At 43.0% G+C, this 21,482-nt stretch carries 13 protein-coding genes and 14 pseudogenes; 18 read left to right on the top strand and 9 right to left on the bottom strand.

Going from position 1 to position 21,482, the window contains the following annotated elements; translation table 11 throughout:
* Window positions 1–265: 265 nt before the first annotated feature.
* Together istB and istA (QUE34_RS27640) are read right to left on the bottom strand one after the other, a co-directional pair.
* A pseudogene (gene istB / locus QUE34_RS27645) lies at window positions 266–1,038 on the bottom strand (IS21-like element helper ATPase IstB).
* A pseudogene (gene istA / locus QUE34_RS27640) lies at window positions 1,035–2,064 on the bottom strand (IS21 family transposase). The pseudogenes istB and istA (QUE34_RS27640) overlap by 4 nt, the downstream one beginning before the upstream one ends.
* Here istA (QUE34_RS27640) and QUE34_RS27635 point away from each other — a divergent pair.
* Together QUE34_RS27635 and QUE34_RS28785 are read left to right on the top strand one after the other, a co-directional pair.
* Window positions 2,042–2,526, top strand: a pseudogene (locus QUE34_RS27635) (IS3 family transposase); the annotation flags it as partial. The pseudogenes istA (QUE34_RS27640) and QUE34_RS27635 overlap by 23 nt on opposite strands.
* Window positions 2,527–2,649: 123 nt before the next feature.
* Window positions 2,650–2,706, top strand: a pseudogene (locus QUE34_RS28785) (hypothetical protein); the annotation flags it as partial.
* A 708-nt stretch (window positions 2,707–3,414) separates the two neighbouring features.
* Here QUE34_RS28785 and sta1 read toward each other — a convergent pair.
* The 5 genes and pseudogenes from sta1 to QUE34_RS27610 form a co-directional block, all read right to left on the bottom strand.
* The gene (gene sta1 / locus QUE34_RS27630) at window positions 3,415–3,633 is read right to left on the bottom strand and encodes a heat-stable enterotoxin ST-I group a (protein WP_001355425.1); all 219 of its coding nucleotides are present in this window, start codon (window positions 3,631–3,633) and stop codon (window positions 3,415–3,417) included.
* Between the two features lie 407 nt (window positions 3,634–4,040).
* Window positions 4,041–4,202 (bottom strand): annotated as a pseudogene (locus QUE34_RS27625) (IS91 family transposase); the annotation flags it as partial.
* Window positions 4,203–4,312: 110 nt separating this feature from the next.
* The gene (locus QUE34_RS27620; protein WP_000124091.1) at window positions 4,313–4,678 is read right to left on the bottom strand and encodes a hypothetical protein; all 366 of its coding nucleotides are present in this window, start codon (window positions 4,676–4,678) and stop codon (window positions 4,313–4,315) included.
* A 34-nt stretch (window positions 4,679–4,712) separates the two neighbouring features.
* Complete coding sequence (locus tag QUE34_RS27615) at window positions 4,713–4,910, bottom strand: hypothetical protein (protein WP_001355426.1); 198 nt, start codon at window positions 4,908–4,910, stop codon at window positions 4,713–4,715.
* Between the two features lie 69 nt (window positions 4,911–4,979).
* Entirely contained in the window at window positions 4,980–5,258 is a 279-nt protein-coding gene (locus tag QUE34_RS27610; protein WP_000982737.1) for a plasmid pRiA4b ORF-3 family protein, read from the bottom strand.
* A gap of 64 nt (window positions 5,259–5,322) precedes the next feature.
* On the opposite strand from QUE34_RS27610, the pseudogene QUE34_RS27605 reads away from it, so the two are divergent.
* The 6 genes and pseudogenes from QUE34_RS27605 to QUE34_RS27580 all read left to right on the top strand — a co-directional run.
* A pseudogene (locus QUE34_RS27605) lies at window positions 5,323–5,496 on the top strand (IS3 family transposase); the annotation flags it as partial.
* Between the two features lie 358 nt (window positions 5,497–5,854).
* Window positions 5,855–6,370 (top strand): enterohemolysin-activating lysine-acyltransferase EhxC, encoded by a 516-nt coding sequence (gene ehxC, locus QUE34_RS27600; protein WP_001355427.1) that lies wholly within the window; start codon window positions 5,855–5,857, stop codon window positions 6,368–6,370.
* 1 nt (window position 6,371) lies between these two features.
* Entirely contained in the window at window positions 6,372–9,368 is a 2,997-nt protein-coding gene (gene ehxA, locus QUE34_RS27595) for an enterohemolysin EhxA (RefSeq protein WP_286338983.1), read from the top strand.
* A gap of 49 nt (window positions 9,369–9,417) precedes the next feature.
* Window positions 9,418–11,537 (top strand): annotated as a pseudogene (gene ehxB / locus QUE34_RS27590) (enterohemolysin T1SS ABC transporter permease/ATPase EhxB).
* 3 nt (window positions 11,538–11,540) lie between these two features.
* A pseudogene (gene ehxD / locus QUE34_RS27585) lies at window positions 11,541–12,978 on the top strand (enterohemolysin T1SS ABC transporter subunit EhxD).
* Window positions 12,979–13,044: 66 nt separating this feature from the next.
* Window positions 13,045–13,139 (top strand): annotated as a pseudogene (locus QUE34_RS27580) (transcriptional regulator); the annotation flags it as partial.
* Here the strand turns inward: QUE34_RS27580 and istA (QUE34_RS27575) are convergent.
* Window positions 13,139–13,662 (bottom strand): annotated as a pseudogene (gene istA / locus QUE34_RS27575) (IS21-like element IS21 family transposase); the annotation flags it as partial. The pseudogenes QUE34_RS27580 and istA (QUE34_RS27575) overlap by 1 nt on opposite strands.
* Before the next feature lie 40 nt (window positions 13,663–13,702).
* On the opposite strand from istA (QUE34_RS27575), the gene QUE34_RS27570 reads away from it, so the two are divergent.
* The 6 genes and pseudogenes from QUE34_RS27570 to QUE34_RS27545 all read left to right on the top strand — a co-directional run bounded on the left by QUE34_RS27570 (window position 13,703) and on the right by QUE34_RS27545 (window position 17,654).
* Window positions 13,703–13,825: a putative type II toxin-antitoxin system PemK/MazF family toxin gene (locus QUE34_RS27570; RefSeq protein WP_001364100.1), complete on the top strand. Its 123-nt coding sequence runs from the start codon at window positions 13,703–13,705 to the stop codon at window positions 13,823–13,825.
* A pseudogene (locus tag QUE34_RS27565) lies at window positions 13,826–14,633 on the top strand (site-specific integrase).
* Window positions 14,634–14,812: 179 nt separating this feature from the next.
* Window positions 14,813–15,457: a ParA family protein gene (locus QUE34_RS27560; protein ID WP_001144034.1), complete on the top strand. Its 645-nt coding sequence runs from the start codon at window positions 14,813–14,815 to the stop codon at window positions 15,455–15,457.
* An 86-nt stretch (window positions 15,458–15,543) separates the two neighbouring features.
* Window positions 15,544–15,852, top strand: coding sequence for a molecular chaperone GroEL (locus QUE34_RS27555; protein WP_000030204.1), 309 nt, complete (start codon window positions 15,544–15,546; stop codon window positions 15,850–15,852).
* Between the two features lie 412 nt (window positions 15,853–16,264).
* A complete protein-coding gene (locus tag QUE34_RS27550) occupies window positions 16,265–17,245 on the top strand; it encodes a plasmid segregation protein ParM (protein WP_000688516.1) in 981 nt (326 codons plus the stop codon).
* Complete coding sequence (locus QUE34_RS27545; protein WP_001278817.1) at window positions 17,238–17,654, top strand: plasmid partitioning/stability family protein; 417 nt, start codon at window positions 17,238–17,240, stop codon at window positions 17,652–17,654. Before QUE34_RS27550 ends, QUE34_RS27545 begins: the two co-directional genes overlap by 8 nt.
* Window position 17,655: 1 nt before the next feature.
* On the opposite strand, the pseudogene umuC reads toward QUE34_RS27545, so the two are convergent.
* Window positions 17,656–18,602 (bottom strand): annotated as a pseudogene (gene umuC, locus QUE34_RS27540) (translesion error-prone DNA polymerase V subunit UmuC); the annotation flags it as partial.
* Window positions 18,603–18,632: 30 nt separating this feature from the next.
* Here umuC and QUE34_RS27535 point away from each other — a divergent pair.
* The 4 genes and pseudogenes from QUE34_RS27535 to QUE34_RS27520 all read left to right on the top strand — a co-directional run.
* Window positions 18,633–18,761: pseudogene (locus QUE34_RS27535) on the top strand (transposase zinc-binding domain-containing protein); the annotation flags it as partial.
* A 385-nt stretch (window positions 18,762–19,146) separates the two neighbouring features.
* A protein-coding gene (locus tag QUE34_RS27530) for an IS3-like element IS2 family transposase (protein ID WP_088895425.1) occupies window positions 19,147–20,375 on the top strand; the annotation gives its coding sequence in 2 pieces (ribosomal slippage) (window positions 19,147–19,462 and window positions 19,462–20,375; 1,230 coding nt in all).
* Between the two features lie 195 nt (window positions 20,376–20,570).
* Window positions 20,571–20,933 (top strand): YopT-type cysteine protease domain-containing protein, encoded by a 363-nt coding sequence (locus tag QUE34_RS27525; RefSeq protein ID WP_001355468.1) that lies wholly within the window; start codon window positions 20,571–20,573, stop codon window positions 20,931–20,933.
* Window positions 20,934–21,053: 120 nt separating this feature from the next.
* Window positions 21,054–21,431 (top strand): annotated as a pseudogene (locus tag QUE34_RS27520) (transposase); the annotation flags it as partial.
* Window positions 21,432–21,482: the final 51 nt, after the last annotated feature.

Raw genomic sequence — 21,482 nt, 5'->3', positions numbered from 1 at the left:
GCATCGTCAAAATTATCAAAGTGCAGAATTCCTGTGAACTGTCCCGGGAATCCTGGAGATGAAACTCTCTGAGAAGGAGGTAAACAGGATGACTAAAAATACTGGTTTTCCCCCGAAGTCCGTCAGCGGGCGACCCGTATGGTGCTGGAAAATCAGGGCGAATATGACTCACAATGGGCAGCAATTTGTTCCATTGTGTCAACGACGGATGAAAAGTGATCCACTTATTATATCTCCACCAACGACCCAATATTGATCCACCGTTTTATTCAGGATTAGCTTCTGCTATAACCCCGGCCTTTCGTTTCTGTCTGAGTCGATAGCTTTCTCCTTTGATCTGAACGACATGTGAGTGGTGTAAGATACGGTCCAGCATCGCTGAGGTCAGGGCTGCATCACCGGCGAACGTTTGATCCCACTGCCCGAACAGCAGATTGGATGTCAGGATCATTGCGCTTTTTTCGTAACGTTTAGCGATGGCCTGGAAGAACAGCTTTGCTTCTTCCTGACTGAACGGCAGATAGCCTATTTCATCAATGATGAACAACCGGGGGGCCATGACTCCACGCTGAAGCGGCGTTTTATAACGGCCCTGACGTTGTGCCGTCGATAACTGAAGTAACAGATCTGCTGCTGTTGTGAAGCGAACCTTGATACCTGCACGGACTGCTTCATAGCCCATCGCTATTGCCAGATGGGCTTTCCCCACACCTGATGGCCCCAGTAATACGATATTTTCATTACGTTCTATGAGTGTAATGACTGGAGTTGCTTCTGCGGTGCTCCGGTGGCGAACGTGAAGTCATACTCTTCGAACGTTTTCACCGCCGGGAAGGCTGCCATTCGGGTATACATCGCCTGTTTACGTTGATGACGTGCCAGTTTTTCTTCATGAAGCAGATGCTCCAGGAAGTCCATATAACTCCATTCCTGGTCTACTGCCTGTTGTGACAGCGCAGGCGCTGCGCTTATAAGGCTTTCCAGTTGCAACTGCCCGGCGAGCGCCATCAGTCGTTGATGTTGCAGTTGCATCATCACGCCACTCCTCTGCAGAATGAGTCGTAGATGGAGAGTGGATGATGCAGGGGGGATTTGTCGAAGTTCACCAGATTTTCACCAACATGCACGTCATACTCTTTTTTCTCTGGAGGCAGTGCCAGCATGGATGCTGAGCCAGCGATCGCAGGGACGGGCCTGGATTGTTTCATGCTTTCGTTGGTTAGCGACATCGTGCAGCCAGCGCAGACCGTGGCGGTTGGCTGTTTCAACATCGACAGTGATCCCCATCGGGCGCAGGCGAGTCATTAGTGGGATATAAAAACTGTTACGGGTGTACTGCACCATCCGTTACACCTTACCTTTAGTCTGTGCCCTGAAGGGGCGACACAGTCGGGGAGAGAAGCCCATCTCCTTGCCGAACTGCCACAGCGAAGGATGGAACCGGTGCTGACCGGTCTGATATGCGTCACGTTGCAGAACCACAGTTTTCATATTGTCATACAACACTTCGCGCGGCACACCACCAAAGAAGCGGAACGCATTACGATGGCAGGTCTCCAGCGTGTCATAACGCATATTGTCAGTGAATTCGATGTACAACATTCGGCTGTATCCGGGAACAGCAACGAACACGTGAAGCGGTGAGCGACCATTACGCATAGTGCCCCAGTCAACCTGCATCTGTCGTCCGGGTTCCGTTTCGAACCGAACAACAGGCTCCTGCTCCTGAGAAACCGAGAGAGAACGAATGAACGCCCTGAGAATGGTCATTCCGCCACGATATCCTAGGTATCTGATCTCGCGAGCGATTACCGTTGCCGGGATTTTGTAAGGATGAGCATCGGTGATGCGTTGACGAATATAATCCCGGTATTCATCCAGGAGTGAAGCAACAGCAGGTCGCGGCGTATATTTTGGCGGCTCAGATTTTGCCTGCAAATAACGTTTAACGGTATTGCGGGAGATCCCCAGTTCTCTGGCAATCGCCCGGCTACTCATTCCCTGCTTGTGCAGGATTTTAATTTTCATAACTGTCTCAAAACAGAAATGGCTGACAGATATCATGGATTTCCAGCTCCCTGCAGGTAAAGTCTGGCTATCACCGCTCGTGGACTGCTTCGATGGAAAAGTTGTGAGCTGGTCTCTCAGTACACGTCCCGACGCTGAACTGGTCAACACCATGCTGGATAATGCGGTCGAAACGTTAAATGCTGGCGAACGACCGGTGACACACAGTGACAGAGGTGGGCATTATCGCTGGCCAGGCTGGCTGGAAAGAGTGAATGCAGCAGGTCTTATTCGCTCAATGTCCCGTAAAGGATGTTCACCTGATAATGCCGCATGTGAAGGCTTTTTCGGCAGACTGAAAACGGAAATGTATTATGGGCGTAAATGGTCAGACATCACGCCAGAAAAGTTCATGCAGTAAGTGGATGCTTACTCAGATGGTATAACGAGCGGCGTATAAAATTATCGCTGGGTGCAGTCAGCCCTGAAATGTACCGCCAACAATGCGGGCTGGAATGATAAAGCAGTCTAGGAAATCGTCTGCATCCCCATAACGGTCAAACATCGTGGCGTTGACAACGTCTCTCATACACGCTCGTAAGCGGCCCTCACGGTCCGCTAACGCGGAGATACGCCCCGACTGCGGGAAACCCTTGTCGGGACCACTCCGACCGCGTACAGAGGCTCTGTCATGGCTGAAAGTGGGTATGGCTTAACAGGATGGGGTGGGTAAGGTTAAATCTGTCAATCAGTACCGGCTTACGCCGGGCTTCGGCGGTTTTATTTCTGTGCCATATGAAACAACAGTATGCCGCCTTACATGCCGCTGACGCGGCATCTGTTACTCGTCAATACGTTTGTCATTACATCTGTTCGCATTGATGAAGAAATGTTATATAAGTGATTACTGCAGGGAAACAAGAGCGACATAACGTTTATAATATCGCCAGTAACGAATGAAATAATAGGGGCAGCTTGACGTATAGTAAATTAAAAAAACAAGCGATACCGCTGTCCGCGACTTACATGACTCTGTTTTATCTGTCACAAACTGGCTTTTATTAGCATTAATAATTATAACTCTTTAACAGCGAATCAATATCTTCTCGCACTTTTAGGTTATTAATTCGAAGCACTGCGACTTCTAACTGAGATATATGGCTTTTGATCTGTTCCAGCTCTTTTATCTTTCTTTCATTTTCTCTATAAATTTCAAGCAAATACTTTAGTTTATCTTCTCGCATTACTTTCTTGCTCTGTCACTAGAATTTTAATCGTCGTAAAATATAAGGTCATTATTAAAATATTCTGGCCATATAATATAAAAGCGTTGTTTTTTAGTATGATTTTCTTAGCACCAGTACATATAATATAGAGGGAATCAGAATAAAGATTCCCTCTATGATTTTAATAACATCCAGCACAGGCTGGATTACAACAAAGTTCACAGCAGTAAAATGTGTTATTCATATTTTCTGATTTTTTTTCACTGTTGTTTTTTACAACATTACACTTTTTAGTGTCTAATGTAATTTTCTCTTTTGAAGAGTCAACTGATTCAGCTTTCTGGCTAAAAGAGGGGAAAGATAATACAGAAATAAAAATTGCCAACATTAGCTTTTTCATGTTACCTCCCGTCATGTTGTTTCACGGATATTTGAGATTAGTTAAACGGTCTTTGCAATTTTTTTATTTTTTTTTTGTGAGTTGCATCATGTTATATGTCGAGGTGTACTCGCTTTTTTATATTATTTTTATAGTGTTATATATGTTAATTGACTGGTCGTCTGGATTTTTTTTACTATTAATATCATGTTAAGTAATGGTTTTATACTTTTCTTGTTCATCGACAGGAATTTAAATCCCAAAAAGATTAAAAAAACATCACGAAACGGATGTTTCTTCGACATTCCTTGTACACCATATGAAAGGAAACGACTATCGAACGGGGCGATACTGATTGATACAAAGCATAAGTGGCGGTTTTTTGCTCCATTTCCCTGAAAATGGACGCAACTTCCCCTCTGCGGCTTTCAGCTGCATACCCACATTCGCGCCAGTGGCTCATGCATCACAACCAGATCTGCCAGACGGTAACCCCGCTTCAGCCCCGTAAAATGCATCTGACTCCCGCACAGGATGCACTTCAGCGGGGCAACTTTCAGTAACTGCTGATACATCCCTCTCCACCTGATTTTTGTCACCGACTCAATCACCACCGGACGCACTGAACCTTCCGGCTGCTTCTCCAGCCAGTTAAGCCAGAGGTTTCCCTGCTGAAAAATATCGGCAAAACGGGGAAACATCAGAAGGGCGGGGTGACTCCGTCCGGCCAGTGAACCGTGCCGCACTCCGGACAGTACATGCCGCCGGCGCTGATACCGGCAAAAATGGTTGCAAATTCCCGCTCCGTGCAGCGGGCTATTTCCGGATACCCTTCGTCATCAACACGTACAAACCAGAAGACCAGCTTTTTGTTTCCCGCATCCACAAAGAACGGAATACCCAGGTCAGCGCAGCACTCAACGGCATCGTCAAAATTATCAAAGCGCAGAACTTCTGTGTCTTCTTCGTCAAAGAAGTCATCGTCGTGAAGCTTCACGACATAGCGGGGAAGTTTGCTTCTTTGAGGTGCAGGTTTTCGTTTACGGGGTTTAGCTGAACGGGCCATATAACCACCTGAAAGACAATAACATTGTCTGTTTTTATAGCGGTAATGGCAGACCATGACAAGTTGCAGCCGTCAGGCTGCCTACTCGATACCACAACCACAGCAGAGCTGAGGCCTTCAATTCACTGATGCACCTGGCGCTCTGGCTGTCCAGCCCACATTCACGGATATTTTTTTCCGCTATTCGGGTTAGTTGCTCATAGCTGAGTGAAAACACCCTTTCTTCATCCATCCTGCACGCTCCATCTGATAATATTCTGACAGGTAAAAATCATATCTGATATGATTTTATGTAAGTTGCTTAATCATCATATTTCCTGCCCGTTCCCCGCCGCGCAGATCCGGTTTCCGGCTTATCCGGAAAACCAATGCTCCCCTCGTAAGTGATACCGTAATCTTTACCGTAAATATGAAACTGGTGCAGGTGGTCATCACCCCAGCCCTGAATGATCTGGATAATAAAATGGAGTGCAGCCAGTGATGTATCGGCTGCAATCCTCAGCCGACGCCAGACCATAGGACTGACACCACGAACAGCAATTTTAATGACGTAAACCTTCATAACTAACAGAGGCATCATTATGAAATTATGCAGGTTATTTTACCGCTGCTGGTCCCTCATTCAGTGACTGCCCCGGGGTTAATGGATGCCGGTGGTGGGTTACGTAAGCTTCAGCGAGGCAGCTCACGCCATAACGGACTATATCGTTGGATATTACAGCGCACTAAGACCGCACGAATATAACGGTGGGTTACCCCCAAACGAATCGGAAAATCGATACTGGAAAAACTCTAACGCGGTGACCAGTTTTTGTTGACCACTTCAATGCTGGATGAGAATACCTTCAGTATGAAACTTGAGTGGGTTTTCTTTGGTAACTGTAACCAAATGGTTTGCTGTAATCTGTCTGATACCTCTTTAATAAAGTTTTTGTAGCAGGGGACTCATATGAAAATCATTTGTTATCTTACAAAACAATCATCTGAGTATTATAATATAACTCATCTGTAATATGCATAAGAGTTGTAGCCAATATATTATAGTTGTTTGTGTTAGGAGGGGAGCTCCTTGCGGTAGCTTTTTGTTTTTAGATGTTTATTTTTCAAATAATATGATTTCTGTGTCTTTATTTTAATTTCTTTACCATTCTTGAATTTTATACATCTTTAAATATTATGAAATCTAATGTCTTTGATGTCATGGGAAAGGTTGCATGGTTATGGGCCTGTTCTCCGCTGCATAGAAAATGGCCTCTGTCTGTTTTTGCTATTAATGTCATACCTGCCATTCAGACAAATCAATTTGCTTTGCTGACAAAGGATGACCTTCCTGTAGCTTTTTGTAGCTGGGCCAGTTTAGATCTGGAATGCGAGGTGAAATATATAAATGATGTAACATCTTTGTATGCAAAGGACTGGATATCGGGAGAAAGGAAGTGGTTTATTGACTGGATAGCGCCATTTGGACACAACATGGACTTATATAAACACATGAGGAAAAAGTATCCTTATGAGTTATTCAGAGCAATAAGGTTAGATGAGTATGGTAAAACAGGGAAAATAGCTGAGTTTCATGGTGGGGGGATAGATAAAAAATTGGCATCAAAAATATTCAGGCAATACCATCATGAACTTATGTCTGAAGTAAAAAATAGACAAGATTTTAATTTTAATATTGAGAAAGCAAACTAATATGACAGTAAATAAAATAAAGAACATTTTCAGCAATGCGACATCGACTACAAAATCAGCATTTAATACAGCATCATCAAACGTACGTACCGCTGGAAAAAAACTCATATTATTAATACCTGATGATTATGAAGCTCAGGGCGTGGGTATTAATGAGTTGGTCAAAGCTGCTGATGAGCTTGGAATAGAAATACACCGTACTGAACGAGATGATACAGCGATTGCAAACCAGTTTTTTGGTACAGCAGAAAAAGTTTTAGGATTAACTGAACGTGGTGTTGCAATATTCGCACCACAACTTGATAAACTTCTGCAGAAGTATCAGAACGTTGGGAGTAAAATAGGCGGAACCGCTGAGAATGTAGGTAATAATCTGGGAAAAGCCGGAACAGTTCTTTCAGCACTACATAATTTTACGGGGATTGCCTTATCAGGCATGGCTCTTGATGAATTGCTGAGAAAACAACGGGGAGGAGAGGATATAAGTCAGAATGATATTGCCAAAAATAGTATTGAACTTATTAATCACCTTGTAGATACAGTATCAAGTATAAACAGTACTGTTGATTCATTTTCTGAGCAGCTTAACCAGCTTGGCTCATTTTTATCCAGTAAACCTAGCTTAAGTTCTGTTGGTGGAAAATTACAAAATTTACCTGACCTGGGCCCCTTGGGGGATGGGCTGGATGTTATCTCTGGAATTCTTTCAGCTGTATCAGCAAGCTTTATTCTGGGAAACAGTGACGCACATACAGGAACAAAAGCAGCAGCAGGTATCGAACTGACAACTCAGGTTCTGGGAAATGTTGGTAAAGCTGTTTCACAATATATTCTGGCTCAGAGAATGGCACAGGGCTTATCGACAACAGCTGCAAGTGCGGGTCTGATCACATCGGCTGTTATGCTGGCTATCAGTCCTCTTTCTTTCCTGGCTATTGCAGATAAATTTGAGCGAGCTAAGCAGCTTGAAGCATATTCTGAACGATTTAAAAAATTGAATTATGAAGGGGATGCTTTACTTGCAGCCTTTCATAAAGAAACCGGAGCTATAGATGCAGCCCTGACAACAATAAATACTGTTCTGAGTTCTGTATCTGCGGGAGTTAGTGCAGCCTCCAGTGCATCCCTCATAGGGGCCCCGATAAGCATGCTAGTGAGTGCATTAACCGGTACGATATCTGGCATTCTGGAAGCATCAAAACAGGCTATGTTTGAGCACGTTGCAGATAAATTCGCTGCTCGGATCAATGAATGGGAAAAGGAGCATGGCAAAAATTATTTTGAGAATGGCTATGATGCAAGACATGCTGCATTTTTAGAAGACTCTCTGTCTTTGCTTGCAGATTTTTCTCGTCAGCATGCAGTAGAAAGAGCTGTCGCAATAACTCAGCAACATTGGGATGAGAAGATCGGTGAACTTGCAGGTATAACCCGTAATGCTGATCGTAGTCAGAGTGGTAAGGCATATATTAATTATCTGGAGAATGGAGGGCTTTTAGAGGATCAACCGAAGGAGTTTACACAACAAGTTTTTGATCCTCAAAAAGGGACCATAGACCTTTCAACAGGTAATGTATCAAGTGTTTTGACATTTGTAAATCCACCAACATTTACCCCAGGAGAAGAAGTCAGAGAAAGAAAACAGAGTGGTAAATATGAATATATGACATCTCTTATTGTAAATGGTAAGGATACATGGTCTGTAAAAGGATTAAAAAGTCATAAAGGTGTATATGATTATTCAAATCTGATTCAGTTTGTTGAAAAGGATAATAAATACCATCAGGCGAAAATAATTTCTGAGCTCGGAGATAAAAATGATATTGTTTATTCTGGCTCAGGCTCGTCAGAAGTATTTGCTGGAGAAGGCCATGACACCGTATCTTATAATAAGACGGATGCTGGCAAACTAACAATTGATGCAACAGGAGCATCGAAACCTGGTGAGTATATAGTTTCAAAAAATATGTATGGTGACGTGAAGGTATTGCAGGAAGTCGTTAATGAACAGGAGGTGTCAGTGGGAAAGCGAACAGAGAAAATACAATATCGTGATTTTGAATTCAGAGCCGGTGGAATTTCTTATGATGTGATAGATAAGCTACATTCTGTTGAAGAACTCATCGGCGGAAAACATGATGATGAATTCAAAGGCGGTAAGTTTAATGATATATTCCATGGCGCAGATGGGAACGATTATATCGAAGGTAATTATGGTAATGATCGACTATACGGCGATGATGGGGATGATTATATATCCGGAGGACAGGGCGACGACCAGTTATTTGGTGGTAGTGGAAACGATAAATTGAGTGGAGGGGATGGTAATAATTATCTGACAGGAGGAAGCGGTAATGATGAGCTTCAGGCACACGGAGCTTATAATATTCTGTCAGGTGGCACTGGTGATGATAAACTTTATGGTGGTGGTATTGACCTTCTGGATGGAGGGGAAGGTAATGACTATCTGAATGGCGGTTTTGGTAATGATATTTATGTTTATCGGCAAAACTATGGTCATCATACAATTGCAGATGAAGGAGGTAAAGGAGATCGCCTGCACTTATCTGATATTAGCTTTGATGATATCGCATTTAAGAAAGTGGGAAATGATCTTATCATGAATAAAGCCATTAATGGTGTACTATCATTTAATGAGTCAAATGATGTCAATGGGATAACATTTAAAAACTGGTTTGCGAAAGATGCCTCAGGAGCAGATAATCATCTTGTTGAGATTATAACAGATAAAGATGGTCGTGAAATTAAATCTGATAACATACCTCATAAAAATAATGATTGGTCAGGTTATATAAAAGCTAGTTCTATAGCATCAGAAAAAAATATGGTTAATATCACCAGTGTTGCCAATGATATTAACAAAATTATTTCTTCAGTTTCAGGGTTAGATTCAGGTGATGAACGATTAGCATCTTTATATAATTTAGCCTTACATCAAAATAACACACACTCAACAATTTTAACGACAACTGTCTGAGACTAAAAGCGGAGGTGATGCCCATTCCAGGAGGAATGGGCATCGTTTTATCATGAGTAAATGTAGTTCTCATAGTAGCTTGTATACACTGATATTGCTTGCACAATATCATAATATAACTGTCAATGCTGAAACTATAAGGCATCAGTTTAATACCCACACACAAGATTTTGGGGTGACTGAATGGTTACTGGCAGCGAAATCCATTGGCTTAAAAGCAAAATATGTAGAAAAACATTTTGCCAGATTATCAATGATTCCATTACCTGCGTTGATATGGCGGGATGACGGTAAGCATTATATATTATCTCGTGTAACTAAAGATTCATCACGCTATCTTGTTTATGATCCTGAACAGCATCAGTCACAAACTTTTAGCCGGGATGAGTTCGAAAAACTGTATCAGGGAAAAGTTATTCTGGTTACGTCAAGAGCAACAGTAGTCGGAGAGTTAGCTAAATTTGATTTTTCCTGGTTTATCCCCTCTGTTGTGAAATACAGGAAGATTTTACTTGAGGTGTTAACTGTTTCTGCTTTTATTCAGTTTCTTGCGTTAATAACACCTCTTTTTTTTCAGGTTGTAATGGATAAGGTTTTAGTTCATCGGGGGTTTTCAACGTTAAATATTATTACAATGGCATTTATTATAGTGATAATTTTTGAAGTGATATTAACCGGAGCCAGAACTTATATTTTCTCTCATACGACAAGTCGTATTGACGTTGAACTGGGTGCTAAGTTATTCAGACATTTGCTTGCATTACCTGTTTCATATTTTGAAAATCGCAGGGTCGGAGAGACCGTTGCCAGAGTAAGGGAACTGGAACAAATTCGTAATTTTTTAACCGGACAAGCGTTGACATCAGTTCTTGATCTATTTTTTCTGTAATATTTTTTTGTGTCATGTGGTATTACAGCCCTCAATTAACACTGGTTATATTATTGTCACTACCTTGTTATGTTATATGGTCATTGTTTATATCACCCTTATTACGTCGACGTCTTGATGATAAATTTCTCAGGAATGCAGAAAATCAAGCTTTTCTTGTCGAGATGGTAACAGCAATAAATACAATTAAATCCATGGCAGTATCGCCACAAATGATTGCTACATGGGATAAACAACTGGCCGGGTATGTTGCTTCCAGTTTCAGGGTAAATCTGGTTGCAATGACAGGGCAGCAGGGTATACAGCTGATACAGAAAAGTGTAATGGTAATTAGTCTCTGGATGGGAGCACATCTTGTCATATCGGGAGAGATAAGCATCGGGCAGTTAATCGCGTTTAATATGCTTGCAGGTCAGGTCATTGCTCCTGTTATCAGACTGGCTCATCTTTGGCAGGATTTTCAGCAAGTTGGTATTTCTGTTGAGCGCCTTGGAGATGTATTAAATACACCGGTAGAGAAAAAGTCAGGCAGAAATATACTGCCGGAAATTCAGGGGGATATCGAATTTAAAAATGTTAGGTTTCGGTATTCTTCTGACGGCAATGTTATTTTAAATAATATTAATTTATACATATCGAAGGGGGATGTTATCGGTATAGTTGGCCGTTCTGGTTCAGGAAAAAGTACATTAACAAAACTGCTTCAGCGCTTTTATATACCAGAGACAGGACAGATTTTAATTGATGGGCATGATTTATCACTTTCTGATCCAGAATGGTTACGACGCCAGATTGGTGTTGTATTGCAGGAAAATACTCTATTAAATCGTAGTATTATCGATAATATTACATTAGCTTCTCCGACTGTATCTATGGAGCAGGCAATTGAGGCAGCCAGACTTGCAGGTGCCCATGATTTTATTACGGAACTAAAAGAAGGGTACAATACTATTGTTGGAGAACAGGGCGTTGGTCTTTCAGGAGGGCAGCGTCAACGGATCGCAATAGCCTGGGCTCTTGTTACAAATCCTCGAATTCTTATTTTTGATGAAGCAACAAGTGCTCTTGATTATGAGTCGGAAAATATAATAATGAAAAATATGTCAAGAATATGTAAGAACAGAACCGTAATTATTATTGCACACAGGTTGTCCACTGTAAAAAATGCAAAAAGAATAATTGTTATGGATAATGGTATTATTTCTGAAGATGGCACACATAAAGAGCTTATCTCCAAAAAAGACAGTTTATATGCATATTTATATCATTTGCAGGCATAATGTATGCGCTTTTACATGAAAAGTTTATGGGATTTGATTTGCCGTTATAAGGCGGTTTTTTCTGATGTCTGGAAAATTCGTCACACACTTGACGCTCCTGTCAGAGAAAAAGATGAGTATGCATTTCTTCCTGCTCACCTTGAACTCATTGAAACACCAGTATCCAGACGTTCTCATTTTGTTATATGGAGTATTTTATTATTTGTAATTATATCTCTTCTCTTATCTGTCCTTGGGAAAGTAGAAATAGTCTCAGTAGCAAATGGTAAGTTTACTCATAGTGGAAGAAGCAAAGAAATAAAACCGATAGAGAATGCAATTGTAGAAAAAATAATGGTAAAAGATGGCGCTTTTGTAAAAAAAATGATCCATTAGTTGAATTGACAGTGCCTGGTGTTGAATCTGATATTTCAAAATCAGAAGCATCTTTGTTGTATGAAAAAACAGAACAATATCGCTACGCAATTCTTTCTGAATCAATTCAAAAGAATGAGCTTCCAGAAATAAGGATAACAGATTTTCCTGGTGGAGAAGATAACGCGGGAGGTGAACATTTTCTGAGGGTTAGCTCATTAATAAAAGAACAATTCATGACATGGCAGAACAGAAAAAATCAAAAGCAGCTTACATTAAATAAAAAAGTAGTTGAACGGGATGCAGCGCTTGCTCGTGTTAGCCTGTATGAGCATCAGGTATCACATGAAGAAAAAAACTCAATGATTTTAAGTATTTGTTGAATAAAAAAGCTGTTTCTCAACATTCAGTTATGGAGCAGGAAAATAAGTATATTCAGGCAAAAAATGAACATGCAGTCTGGCTTGCACAGGTTTCTCAACTTGAAAAAGAAATAGAACTTGTGCGGGAAGAACTGGCACTGGAGACGAATATTTTCAGAAGTGAAATTATCGAGAAGCACAGAAAATCAACAGATAACATTGTGTTACTGGAGCATGAGCTTGAAAAAAACAGGCAGAGAAAAGCGTCATCTTTTATTAAAGCTCCTGTTAGTGGTACTGTTCAGGAGTTAAATATACATACAGAAGGTGGAGTTGTCACAACAGCAGAAACGCTGATGATGATTGTCCCTGATAATGACATTCTCGAAGTTACAGCGTCTGTACTTAACAAGGATATCGGTTTTATACAACCTGGACAGGAGGTAGTTATTAAAGTAGATGCATATCCATATACACGCTATGGTTACCTTACGGGGAAAGTAAAAAATATAACTGCAGATCCTGTTTCTGTTCCGGATACAGGACTTGTATTTAACGTGATTATATCTATTGATCGGAATGATATACAGGGAGAAAGAAAAAAAATTCCTGTTACAGCTGGAATGACGGTTATGGCAGAAATAAAAACAGGAGTGCGTAGTGTTATCAGCTATCTTCTTAGCCCATTAAATGAAACTATTAATGAAAGTTTACGTGAACGTTAGTATATAAATAATATATTGGCTTTTTATATGATATAGATTTCTGCAATAATCTTGTAACGATTATCTATGTTATTTAAACAAACTATGGTACAGTTTTTTATCTTTAAAAAAGAGTTAATGGAATGGATAGTATTAAATTACTTGATAAAGCTATTATCTATCCGAAGTAGCGGAAGGCGCGAACCAGTGATTCGTAGGTATGCTCAGCATCCTGTTTTGGTGCGGCGAAGACATGGAAGCGGCGGGAGAACCCCAGCGTATTAACCGCAAAGTTAACTTTGCACCGTTGCCGGCAACCTCCACCTCAACGTCGCCCCAGTCGTGCTGGAGCTGGTATCCTGGCTGAGTTTCGAAGCGAACTGTTCTTTTTGACGGACGCATTTTACGTTTGGGCTGGATGTAGTAACGCAGCATGGAACGTCCGCCCGTATAACCCATTGCCTTAATCTCCGCGAAGATAACCTCGCTATTCCAGACATTCTCTGCCAGGCGCATGTCGATGTAATCCATAAACGGTTTCAGCTTAACCATTTTGTGGCGGGTTTTTCTGGCTGGCGGTTCAGGGTATTTGAGGTAGCGTCTGACCGTCCGTTCAGAGCAACCAATCTGAGTCGCAATATCGACAATGTACGCGCCCTGCTGGCGCATTTGCTTTATCATGTAAAAGTCCTCTCTGCTCAGCATGTTGATGTCCTTTCTGGTGTGAGAACCTTAAGGAAACAACATGTTGGGTGGAGCGGACAATCCAAATGGCGAATTACCGTCTTATATCACTGGCGCTGACAATCTCAGCCACCGCGAAAATGACATCAAAAACGCCATTAACCTGATGTTCTGGGGAATATAAATGTCAGGCTCCGTTATACACAGCCAGTCTGCAGCCATGGTACCGGCAGTGTATTCTGCCGGACAGTCTCCACAACTTCCTGCTGTCATTGATTATCCGGCAGCTCTGGCACTTCGCCAGATGTCGATGGTCCATGATGAACTGCCGAAATATCTGCTGGCTCCGGAAGTGAGTGCCCTGCTCCATTACGTCCCGGATCTGCGCCGCAAGATGCTGCTGGCCACACTGTGGAACACCGGTGCGCGCATTAATGAAGCACTGGCGCTGACACGGGGGGATTTTTCGCTCGCGCCTCCGTATCCGTTTGTGCAGCTTGCGACCCTGAAACAACGGACCGAAAAGACAGCCAGAACGGCAGGAAGATCGCCGGCCGGTAAGCAGACTCACCGGCTGGTTCCGCATCTCTGATGCCTGGTACCTCAGCCAGCTGCAGACGATGGTGGCAACACTGAAAATCCCCAGGGAGCGGCGTAACTGTCGCACCGGCAGAACAGAGAAAGTGAGGATCTGGGAAGTGACGGACAGAACAGTCAGGACCTGGATTGGGGAAGCGGTTGCCGCCGCTGCTGCTGACGGTGTGACGTTCTCTGTTCTTGTCACACCACATACATTCCGCCACTCCTATGCGATGCATATGCTGTATGCCGGTATTCCACTGAAGGTCCTGCAGAGCCTGATGGGGCATAAGTCCATCAGCTCAACAGAGGTCTACACGAAGGTGTTTGCACTGGATGTGGCTGCACGGCACCGGGTGCAGTTTGCGATGCCTGAGTCCGATGCAGTGTCTATGCTCAAAAGAATTCCTTAAGCTCTGACTTTTTTAAATCCCTTTCGGATATCTCATGGATATATTATCGGTATTTCATATTCTGTTGACATGCCGGACTGGTATAGAGTAAAAAAACATCTGTTGAGTACCTCTTGGATATCCGAAAGATGTCTTTGGGGTTCTTTATGGGTATTACATTTGGATTCTGGAGATACACTATGCCTGTTATTGCTAATACGCATCCCAAAGGTGGTGTGGGTAAGACAACTTCATCCGTAAACATTGTTGGTGAAATGAAGTCTGATACAGTTGATCTGGATACTCATACTGGGCTTTCTATCATTCTGGGGCTGAGACCTGAAGGAAAAGAAATTTCCGTGAAAGTACCCAAAACAGTGGATGAGTTAATCGAAATTATGACTCCCTACAAGAACAGCGATAAGACGTTACTTATTGACTGTGGGGGATTTGACTCAGATCTTACCCGTACTGCGATTGCCTTTGCAGACTGCGTTATTGTCCCTTCAAAAGATTCCCTGACTGAGCGTATTGGTTTGATGCATTTTGATGGAGTACTGGACGAAATCAGCTCTATCATGGGGACCGATATAATTGCTCACCTGTATCTCTGTAAAGTTAATCCTAACAAGAAGAAATTCCCTAAGCTTGATGCAATCCTGCCATCGTTCAAACATCTGAAGCTGATGAAGAGCCGCATTTCTGCTCGTGCAGAATTTGAGGATGTCATTGAGACTGGGATGGGAATCACTGAGTCTGTTCATGGGCGCTATTCGGCAGGAGGTAAGGAAGTTATTGCCCTGATCGAAGAAATCAATCATCTGATTGAAAATAATAAACAGTAAGGTATATCTATTGGGTATCCATATAGTATCCTTTAGGCTTTTAATAGATATCTTTTGAGTATCTAACAAACATCCTGGGTTATCTCATGAGCAAAGCGAAATTTAGTGCACAGGCTGAAAAACTGAAAAACCTGGTGGATTCTGCCAGATTACAAACTTCTTCTTCTGCCGTAACAGCAACAGTCCCGTCTCAGCCAAATGAAGGTGCAGAGGAAGTTTCAGGTCGTCCCGTAGCTGCCAGGACGAAGGCTAAGAATCTTAAGGCCATACCGCTGTCGTATTTTGAAGCACATGCGGAACTTAAAGCGACCAGTAAAACATCTCTGGATTTTAGCTCATATATTATTGAGGCTATAAGAGAGAAGCTTGAACGTGACGGTGCAATAGGTCAATAATTCATAGGGTACCTTGAGGGTATCTGATGGGTGTCTTTTAAATGCGTTATGGGGATTCTTCAGGTACCTGAAGAGTCCCCATTAGACATCTTTCTGTATATGGTGACATGATTCGTCACCGCTTTCCTTTCCTCTCAGTTTCACCATTTCATTCCTTTTCCCTTAACCTGAACCATGATGTCAAAGATGTTTTTATATTGCATTTATGTATCACATATAACCTTCATAATGTTTTTGTATCTATGATTTCCTCGGTCTTAAAGTTGTGTGTACAATGCACATGCAATTTATCGTGTTTTTATGTTGTATTTGTCTTTTCAGAAAGACCATTTTTTCATTATAATTGAATATACATTATATGTATGAAGTATGTTTGTTTTTTCTATTTGTTTATGAGCAACGGAGACTGGTTATGAAAATCTTTATTGATGATGGTTCTACCAACATTAAACTTGCCTGGTTGGAGGATGGTGACGTGAAAACGCTAATCAGCCCTAACAGCTTTAAACCGGAATGGTCTTTTAGTTTACTGGATGATGCTGCCCCGGCTAATTACGAGATCGACGGCGAGAAGTTTTCATTTGATCCATTAAGTGCTGATGCTGTCGTAACGACTGAAACACGCTATCAGTACAGTGATGTGAATGTTGTGGCCATTCAGCATGCGCTACAGCAGACCGGCCTGAAAGCGCAGCCTGTTGATGTCATCGTCACATTGCCGATCTCTGAATACCTTGACGCCAACAATCAGAAAAATAAGCAAAACATTGAAAGAAAGAAAAAAAATGTGATGCGTGAAGTACGGGTGCAGGGGAGTGATGCATTTGTTATTCGCAGTGTTTCCGTTCTTCCTGAAAGTATTCCCGCTGGTTTCAGTGTTCTTGCGGGGCTTGAGGATGATGAATCCCTTTTGATCGTAGATCTCGGTGGTACAACTCTTGATGTGTCGCATGTTCGTAGCAAAATGACAGGGATTACAAAAACCTGGTGTGATCCGAATATCGGCGTGTCCCTGATTACATCCGGGGTTAAGGAACAGATGGCTGTACATGCTAATACAAGAGTGAGCTCATTCCAGGCTGACAATATCATTGTGCACCGTAATGAACCTGACTACCTTTCCCGTCGCATTTATAATGCTGAACAGCGTGAGTCTATCATTAATGTTATCAATGAACGGCAGAAGTTGCTTATTAAACGAGTTAATGATGTCATCAGCCGTTTCACCGACTATACACATGTAATGTGTGTTGGTGGTGGGGCTGAAATTGTGTCCGAGGCTGTGAAGAACCTGACTAGGGTTCCTGATAAGCGCTTTTATCTGAGCTCATCCCCGCAGTTTGATTTAGTCATGGGAATGATAAAAATGAAAGGTGGTGTGATTAATGAGTGATGAAAATAAATCCAGACGCTGCTCATTTGAACTTTTCCCGGATGAACGGACAGGAGATAAGATAGCAGATGAGCTCATTGCAAATGAAAAACTGAAGGAGCGGGGACGTTTCATGCGCGCGATGTTAGTTACTGGTGCGGCGTTTGCAGCTATAGATAAACGTCTTCCTTTGCTGATATCGGAGTTACTGACAGAAAATACGACTCTGGATGATATTAATAAGGTGATTTCCAGCGTAATACCAGGTGCTTTTTCGGTTGAAAAGAAATTGCTTGAATTACTGGAAAAACAATCTGGTCTCCATACGTCTGTGGATTGTAGTGCTCCTCTTACAGAGCAGAGCCTGGCGAGAAATGACGGTGAAGACCAGACCAGAAGAAACGCTGAAAATATGTTCGGAGATGACTGAACTAACCCAGCCTGGCCAGGGGAATATCTCGCCATTTAGTTGTATAACACTGACTCAACATTTCCCGTTTCATTTGCCATTCAGGGGCGGTTCCTCGCCCCGCAAACCACACTTTCCCTTTTCCCGACTGGTTCAGTTCATCGAGTGTTTTCATTAACTTTTCACTTTTTTTACGGGGCTGGATTTCATCAAATAATCCCGGCTGCGCTATACCCGATGGTGTGAAATCAGCCAGCATGACTCCTGCCTTCATATAGCGGTACCCTTCACGCCAGACATGGTTTAACGCTCTGCATGCTGCGGCAATAATGTCCCGGCTGTCCTGTGTGGGGAATGGAAGCTTTTCCACAGCGGCATTGCTGTAACAGGGGGCTTTCACTGCAAAGGGTGACGTTCGTATAAATGTCGCCACCTGCCGGCAATACTGACGCTCCCCACGTAGTTTCTCTGCGGCCCGCTCTGCATACTGAACAACAGCCTGGTGCATGGCATCTTTGTCTGTGATTCGTTCACCAAAACTGCGACTACAGACAATCTGCTGTTTTGCCGGTGGTGCTTCTTCCAGGGATATGCAGGACTCGCCGTTGAGTTCGCGTACCGTACGCTCAAGAATGACGCTGAAGTTTTTCCGGATGAATGCCGTGTTAGCCTGCGCCAGCTGCAGTGCTGTGTTAATACCCAGCGCATTCAGCTTTTCCGTCAGTCTGCGTCCTACTCCCCAGACCTCACCAACTGGCTGCAGCCCCAGTAGCTTCAAGATCCGATTACGGTTTTCTGTTGTCAGCGCGACCACACCGGAAAACTGTGGCCATTGCTTTGTTGCCCACTGTGCACTTTTAGCCAGCGTTTTTGTAGGCGCAATACCCACCCCCATGGTGAGTGTTCCCTGAGCTGATGACCAAAAACCTCCGGAGAGATGCAATGATTTATCCCCCGCAAATCAATGAATCGCCCCGGTTTTCCTGGAGAATGTTTTATCTGTGCACACGGATACTGGGTGTAAAAGAGTTCGGGTGTGATAACCCGGACTGTCATCACGTAAAGTACCTGACCTGCTCATGCGGCAGCCGTGCCTGCCCGTCCTGCGGAAAGAAGGCAACAGACCTGATCTTACCCAGCAATAGTGGACACGCAGCTAAGTGAGTAAACTTTCAGTCAGAGGTGACTCACATGACAAAAACAGTATCAACCAGCAAAAAAACACGTAAACAGCATTCGCCTGAATTTCGCAGTGAAGCCCTGAAGTATTCAGGTCACTTACAGTACCACTCACTCTCATGTATACATATATATGAAATTACAATTTCAATGATATATATCATAAAAAACCTATGTCAGATTAAGTTATAATCTTACTCTAAAGTTCAGAAATAAACATGGAAAACATACAGATAAATATGGTAGACTGGCCCCCTGAATCTCCAGACAACCAGTATCACTTAAATAAGTGATAGTCTTAATACTAGTTTTTAGACTAGTCATTGGAGAACAGATGATTGATGTCTTAGGGCCGGAGAAACGCAGACGGCGTACCACACAGGAAAAGATCGCAATTGTTCAGCAGAGCTTTGAACCGGGGATGACGGTCTCCCTCGTTGCCCGGCAACATGGTGTAGCAGCCAGCCAGTTATTTCTCTGGCGTAAGCAATACCAGGAAGGAAGTCTTACTGCTGTCGCCGCCGGAGAACAGGTTGTTCCTGCCTCTGAACTTGCTGCCGCCATGAAGCAGATTAAAGAACTCCAGCGCCTGCTCGGCAAGAAAACGATGGAAAATGAACTCCTCAAAGAAGCCGTTGAATATGGACGGGCAAAAAAGTGGATAGCGCACGCGCCCTTATTGCCCGGGGATGGGGAGTAAGCTTAGTCAGCCGTTGTCTCCGGGTGTCGCGTGCGCAGTTGCACGTCATTCTCAGACGAACCGATGACTGGATGGATGGCCGCCGCAGTCGTCACACTGATGATACGGATGTGCTTCTCCGTATACACCATGTTATCGGAGAGCTGCCCACGTATGGTTATCGTCGGGTATGGGCGCTGCTTCGCAGACAGGCAGAACTTGATGGTATGCCTGCGATCAATGCCAAACGTGTTTACCGGATCATGCGCCAGAATGCGCTGTTGCTTGAGCGAAAACCTGCTGTACCGCCATCGAAACGGGCACATACAGGCAGAGTGGCCGTGAAAGAAAGCAATCAGCGATGGTGCTCTGACGGGTTCGAGTTCTGCTGTGATAACGGAGAGAGACTGCGTGTCACGTTCGCGCTGGACTGCTGTGATCGTGAGGCACTGCACTGGGCGGTGACTACTGGCGGCTTCAACAGTGAAACAGTACAGGACGTCATGCTGGGAGCGGTGGAACGCCGCTTCGGCAACGATCTTCCGTCGTCTCCAGTGGAGTGGCTGACGGATAATGGTTCATGCTACCGGGCTAATGAAACACGCCAGTTCGCCCGGATGTTGGGACTTGAACCGAAGAACACGGCGGTGCGGAGTCCGGAGAGTAACGGAATAGCAGAGAGCTTCGTGAAAACGATAAAGCGTGACTACATCAGTATCATGCCCAAACCAGACGGGTTAACGGCAGCAAAGAACCTTGCAGAGGCGTTCGAGCATTATAACGAATGGCATCCGCATAGTGCGCTGGGTTATCGCTCGCCACGGGAATATCTGCGGCAGCGGGCTTGTAATGGGTTAAGTGATAACAGATGTCTGGAAATATAGGGGCAAATCCATATGGAAAATATATTTAAGTTTTCTCAAACTGAATTCATAAAGTCTCAACATACAGACAGAAGCATATATAATGGATTATGTTTTTTTATGTGTATTGATTATATATATAACAAATTAAACGACATAAAGTGTGATTTCATTTTTTTTAGCAAGACATATGCATTTTCCTCAAGATACAGAGGAATGTTACTTGCATATGAAAGCGGAACCATTAAAGACCCATACTTAATAAAAAACGGAAAGATACACCTAAAAAAAATAAAAGGGGGTGTAAATCCTGTTGAACTCTATAATATAAAGGATGATTCTTATATTATTAATTTATCTCTTTCAAATGGTACAATGTCACATACTACAGCATTTATAAAAAATGGTCGGCATTCTTTATTCTTTGATCCAAATTTTGGTGAATATCTTGTAGGAAATAAGATGGAGCTTATAAACTTTTTAAAACAGAAATATAAAGGTTATTATAATTTAGATAATATATCACTATATTCGGCTAAATCCATTGATGGACGGAGAATACTGAACAGTAACTGTTGACGGCAATCACATAGTTTCAGCTTGGCTGACGTCGATATTCCCTTGGTGGAGCCTGTACATAGATTTGTGTAATTGCCTGATTTTGATATGTTCAATCCAGCATCAAATGAAGGTTAATTTATGGACGAAAAACAGTTACAGGCTCTGGCTAACGAACTGGCCAAAAACCTCAAAACCCCTGAAGACCTCAGTCAGTTTGATCGGCTGCTAAAAAAGCTCAGCGTTGAAGCCGCTCTCAATGCAGAGATGACACACCATCTTGGGTATGAGAAAAATCAGTCCAGACCAGGAGCTAACTCCCGCAACGGTTATTCCACAAAGACCGTTATCACAGGCGACGGTCCACTGGAACTGCGTACTCCGCGCGATCGTGACGGTACCTTCGAACCACAACTGGTAAAGAAAAATCAGACCCGTATTACCGGGATGGATAACCAGCTCCTCTCGTTGTATGCCAAAGGGATGACCACCCGTGAGATAGCCGCTGCGTTCAAAGAACGTAAGCGGCTCGCCAGAACCGTATTGATATTTACTGAGAGCTCAGATCAA

It is taken from the genome of Escherichia sp. KS167_9B, from assembly GCF_030295215.1.
Lineage (GTDB): Bacteria > Pseudomonadota > Gammaproteobacteria > Enterobacterales > Enterobacteriaceae > Escherichia > Escherichia coli_F.
The sequence above is the reverse complement of the archived record's forward strand: the minus strand, read 5'-3'. Positions and strand labels throughout refer to the sequence as shown.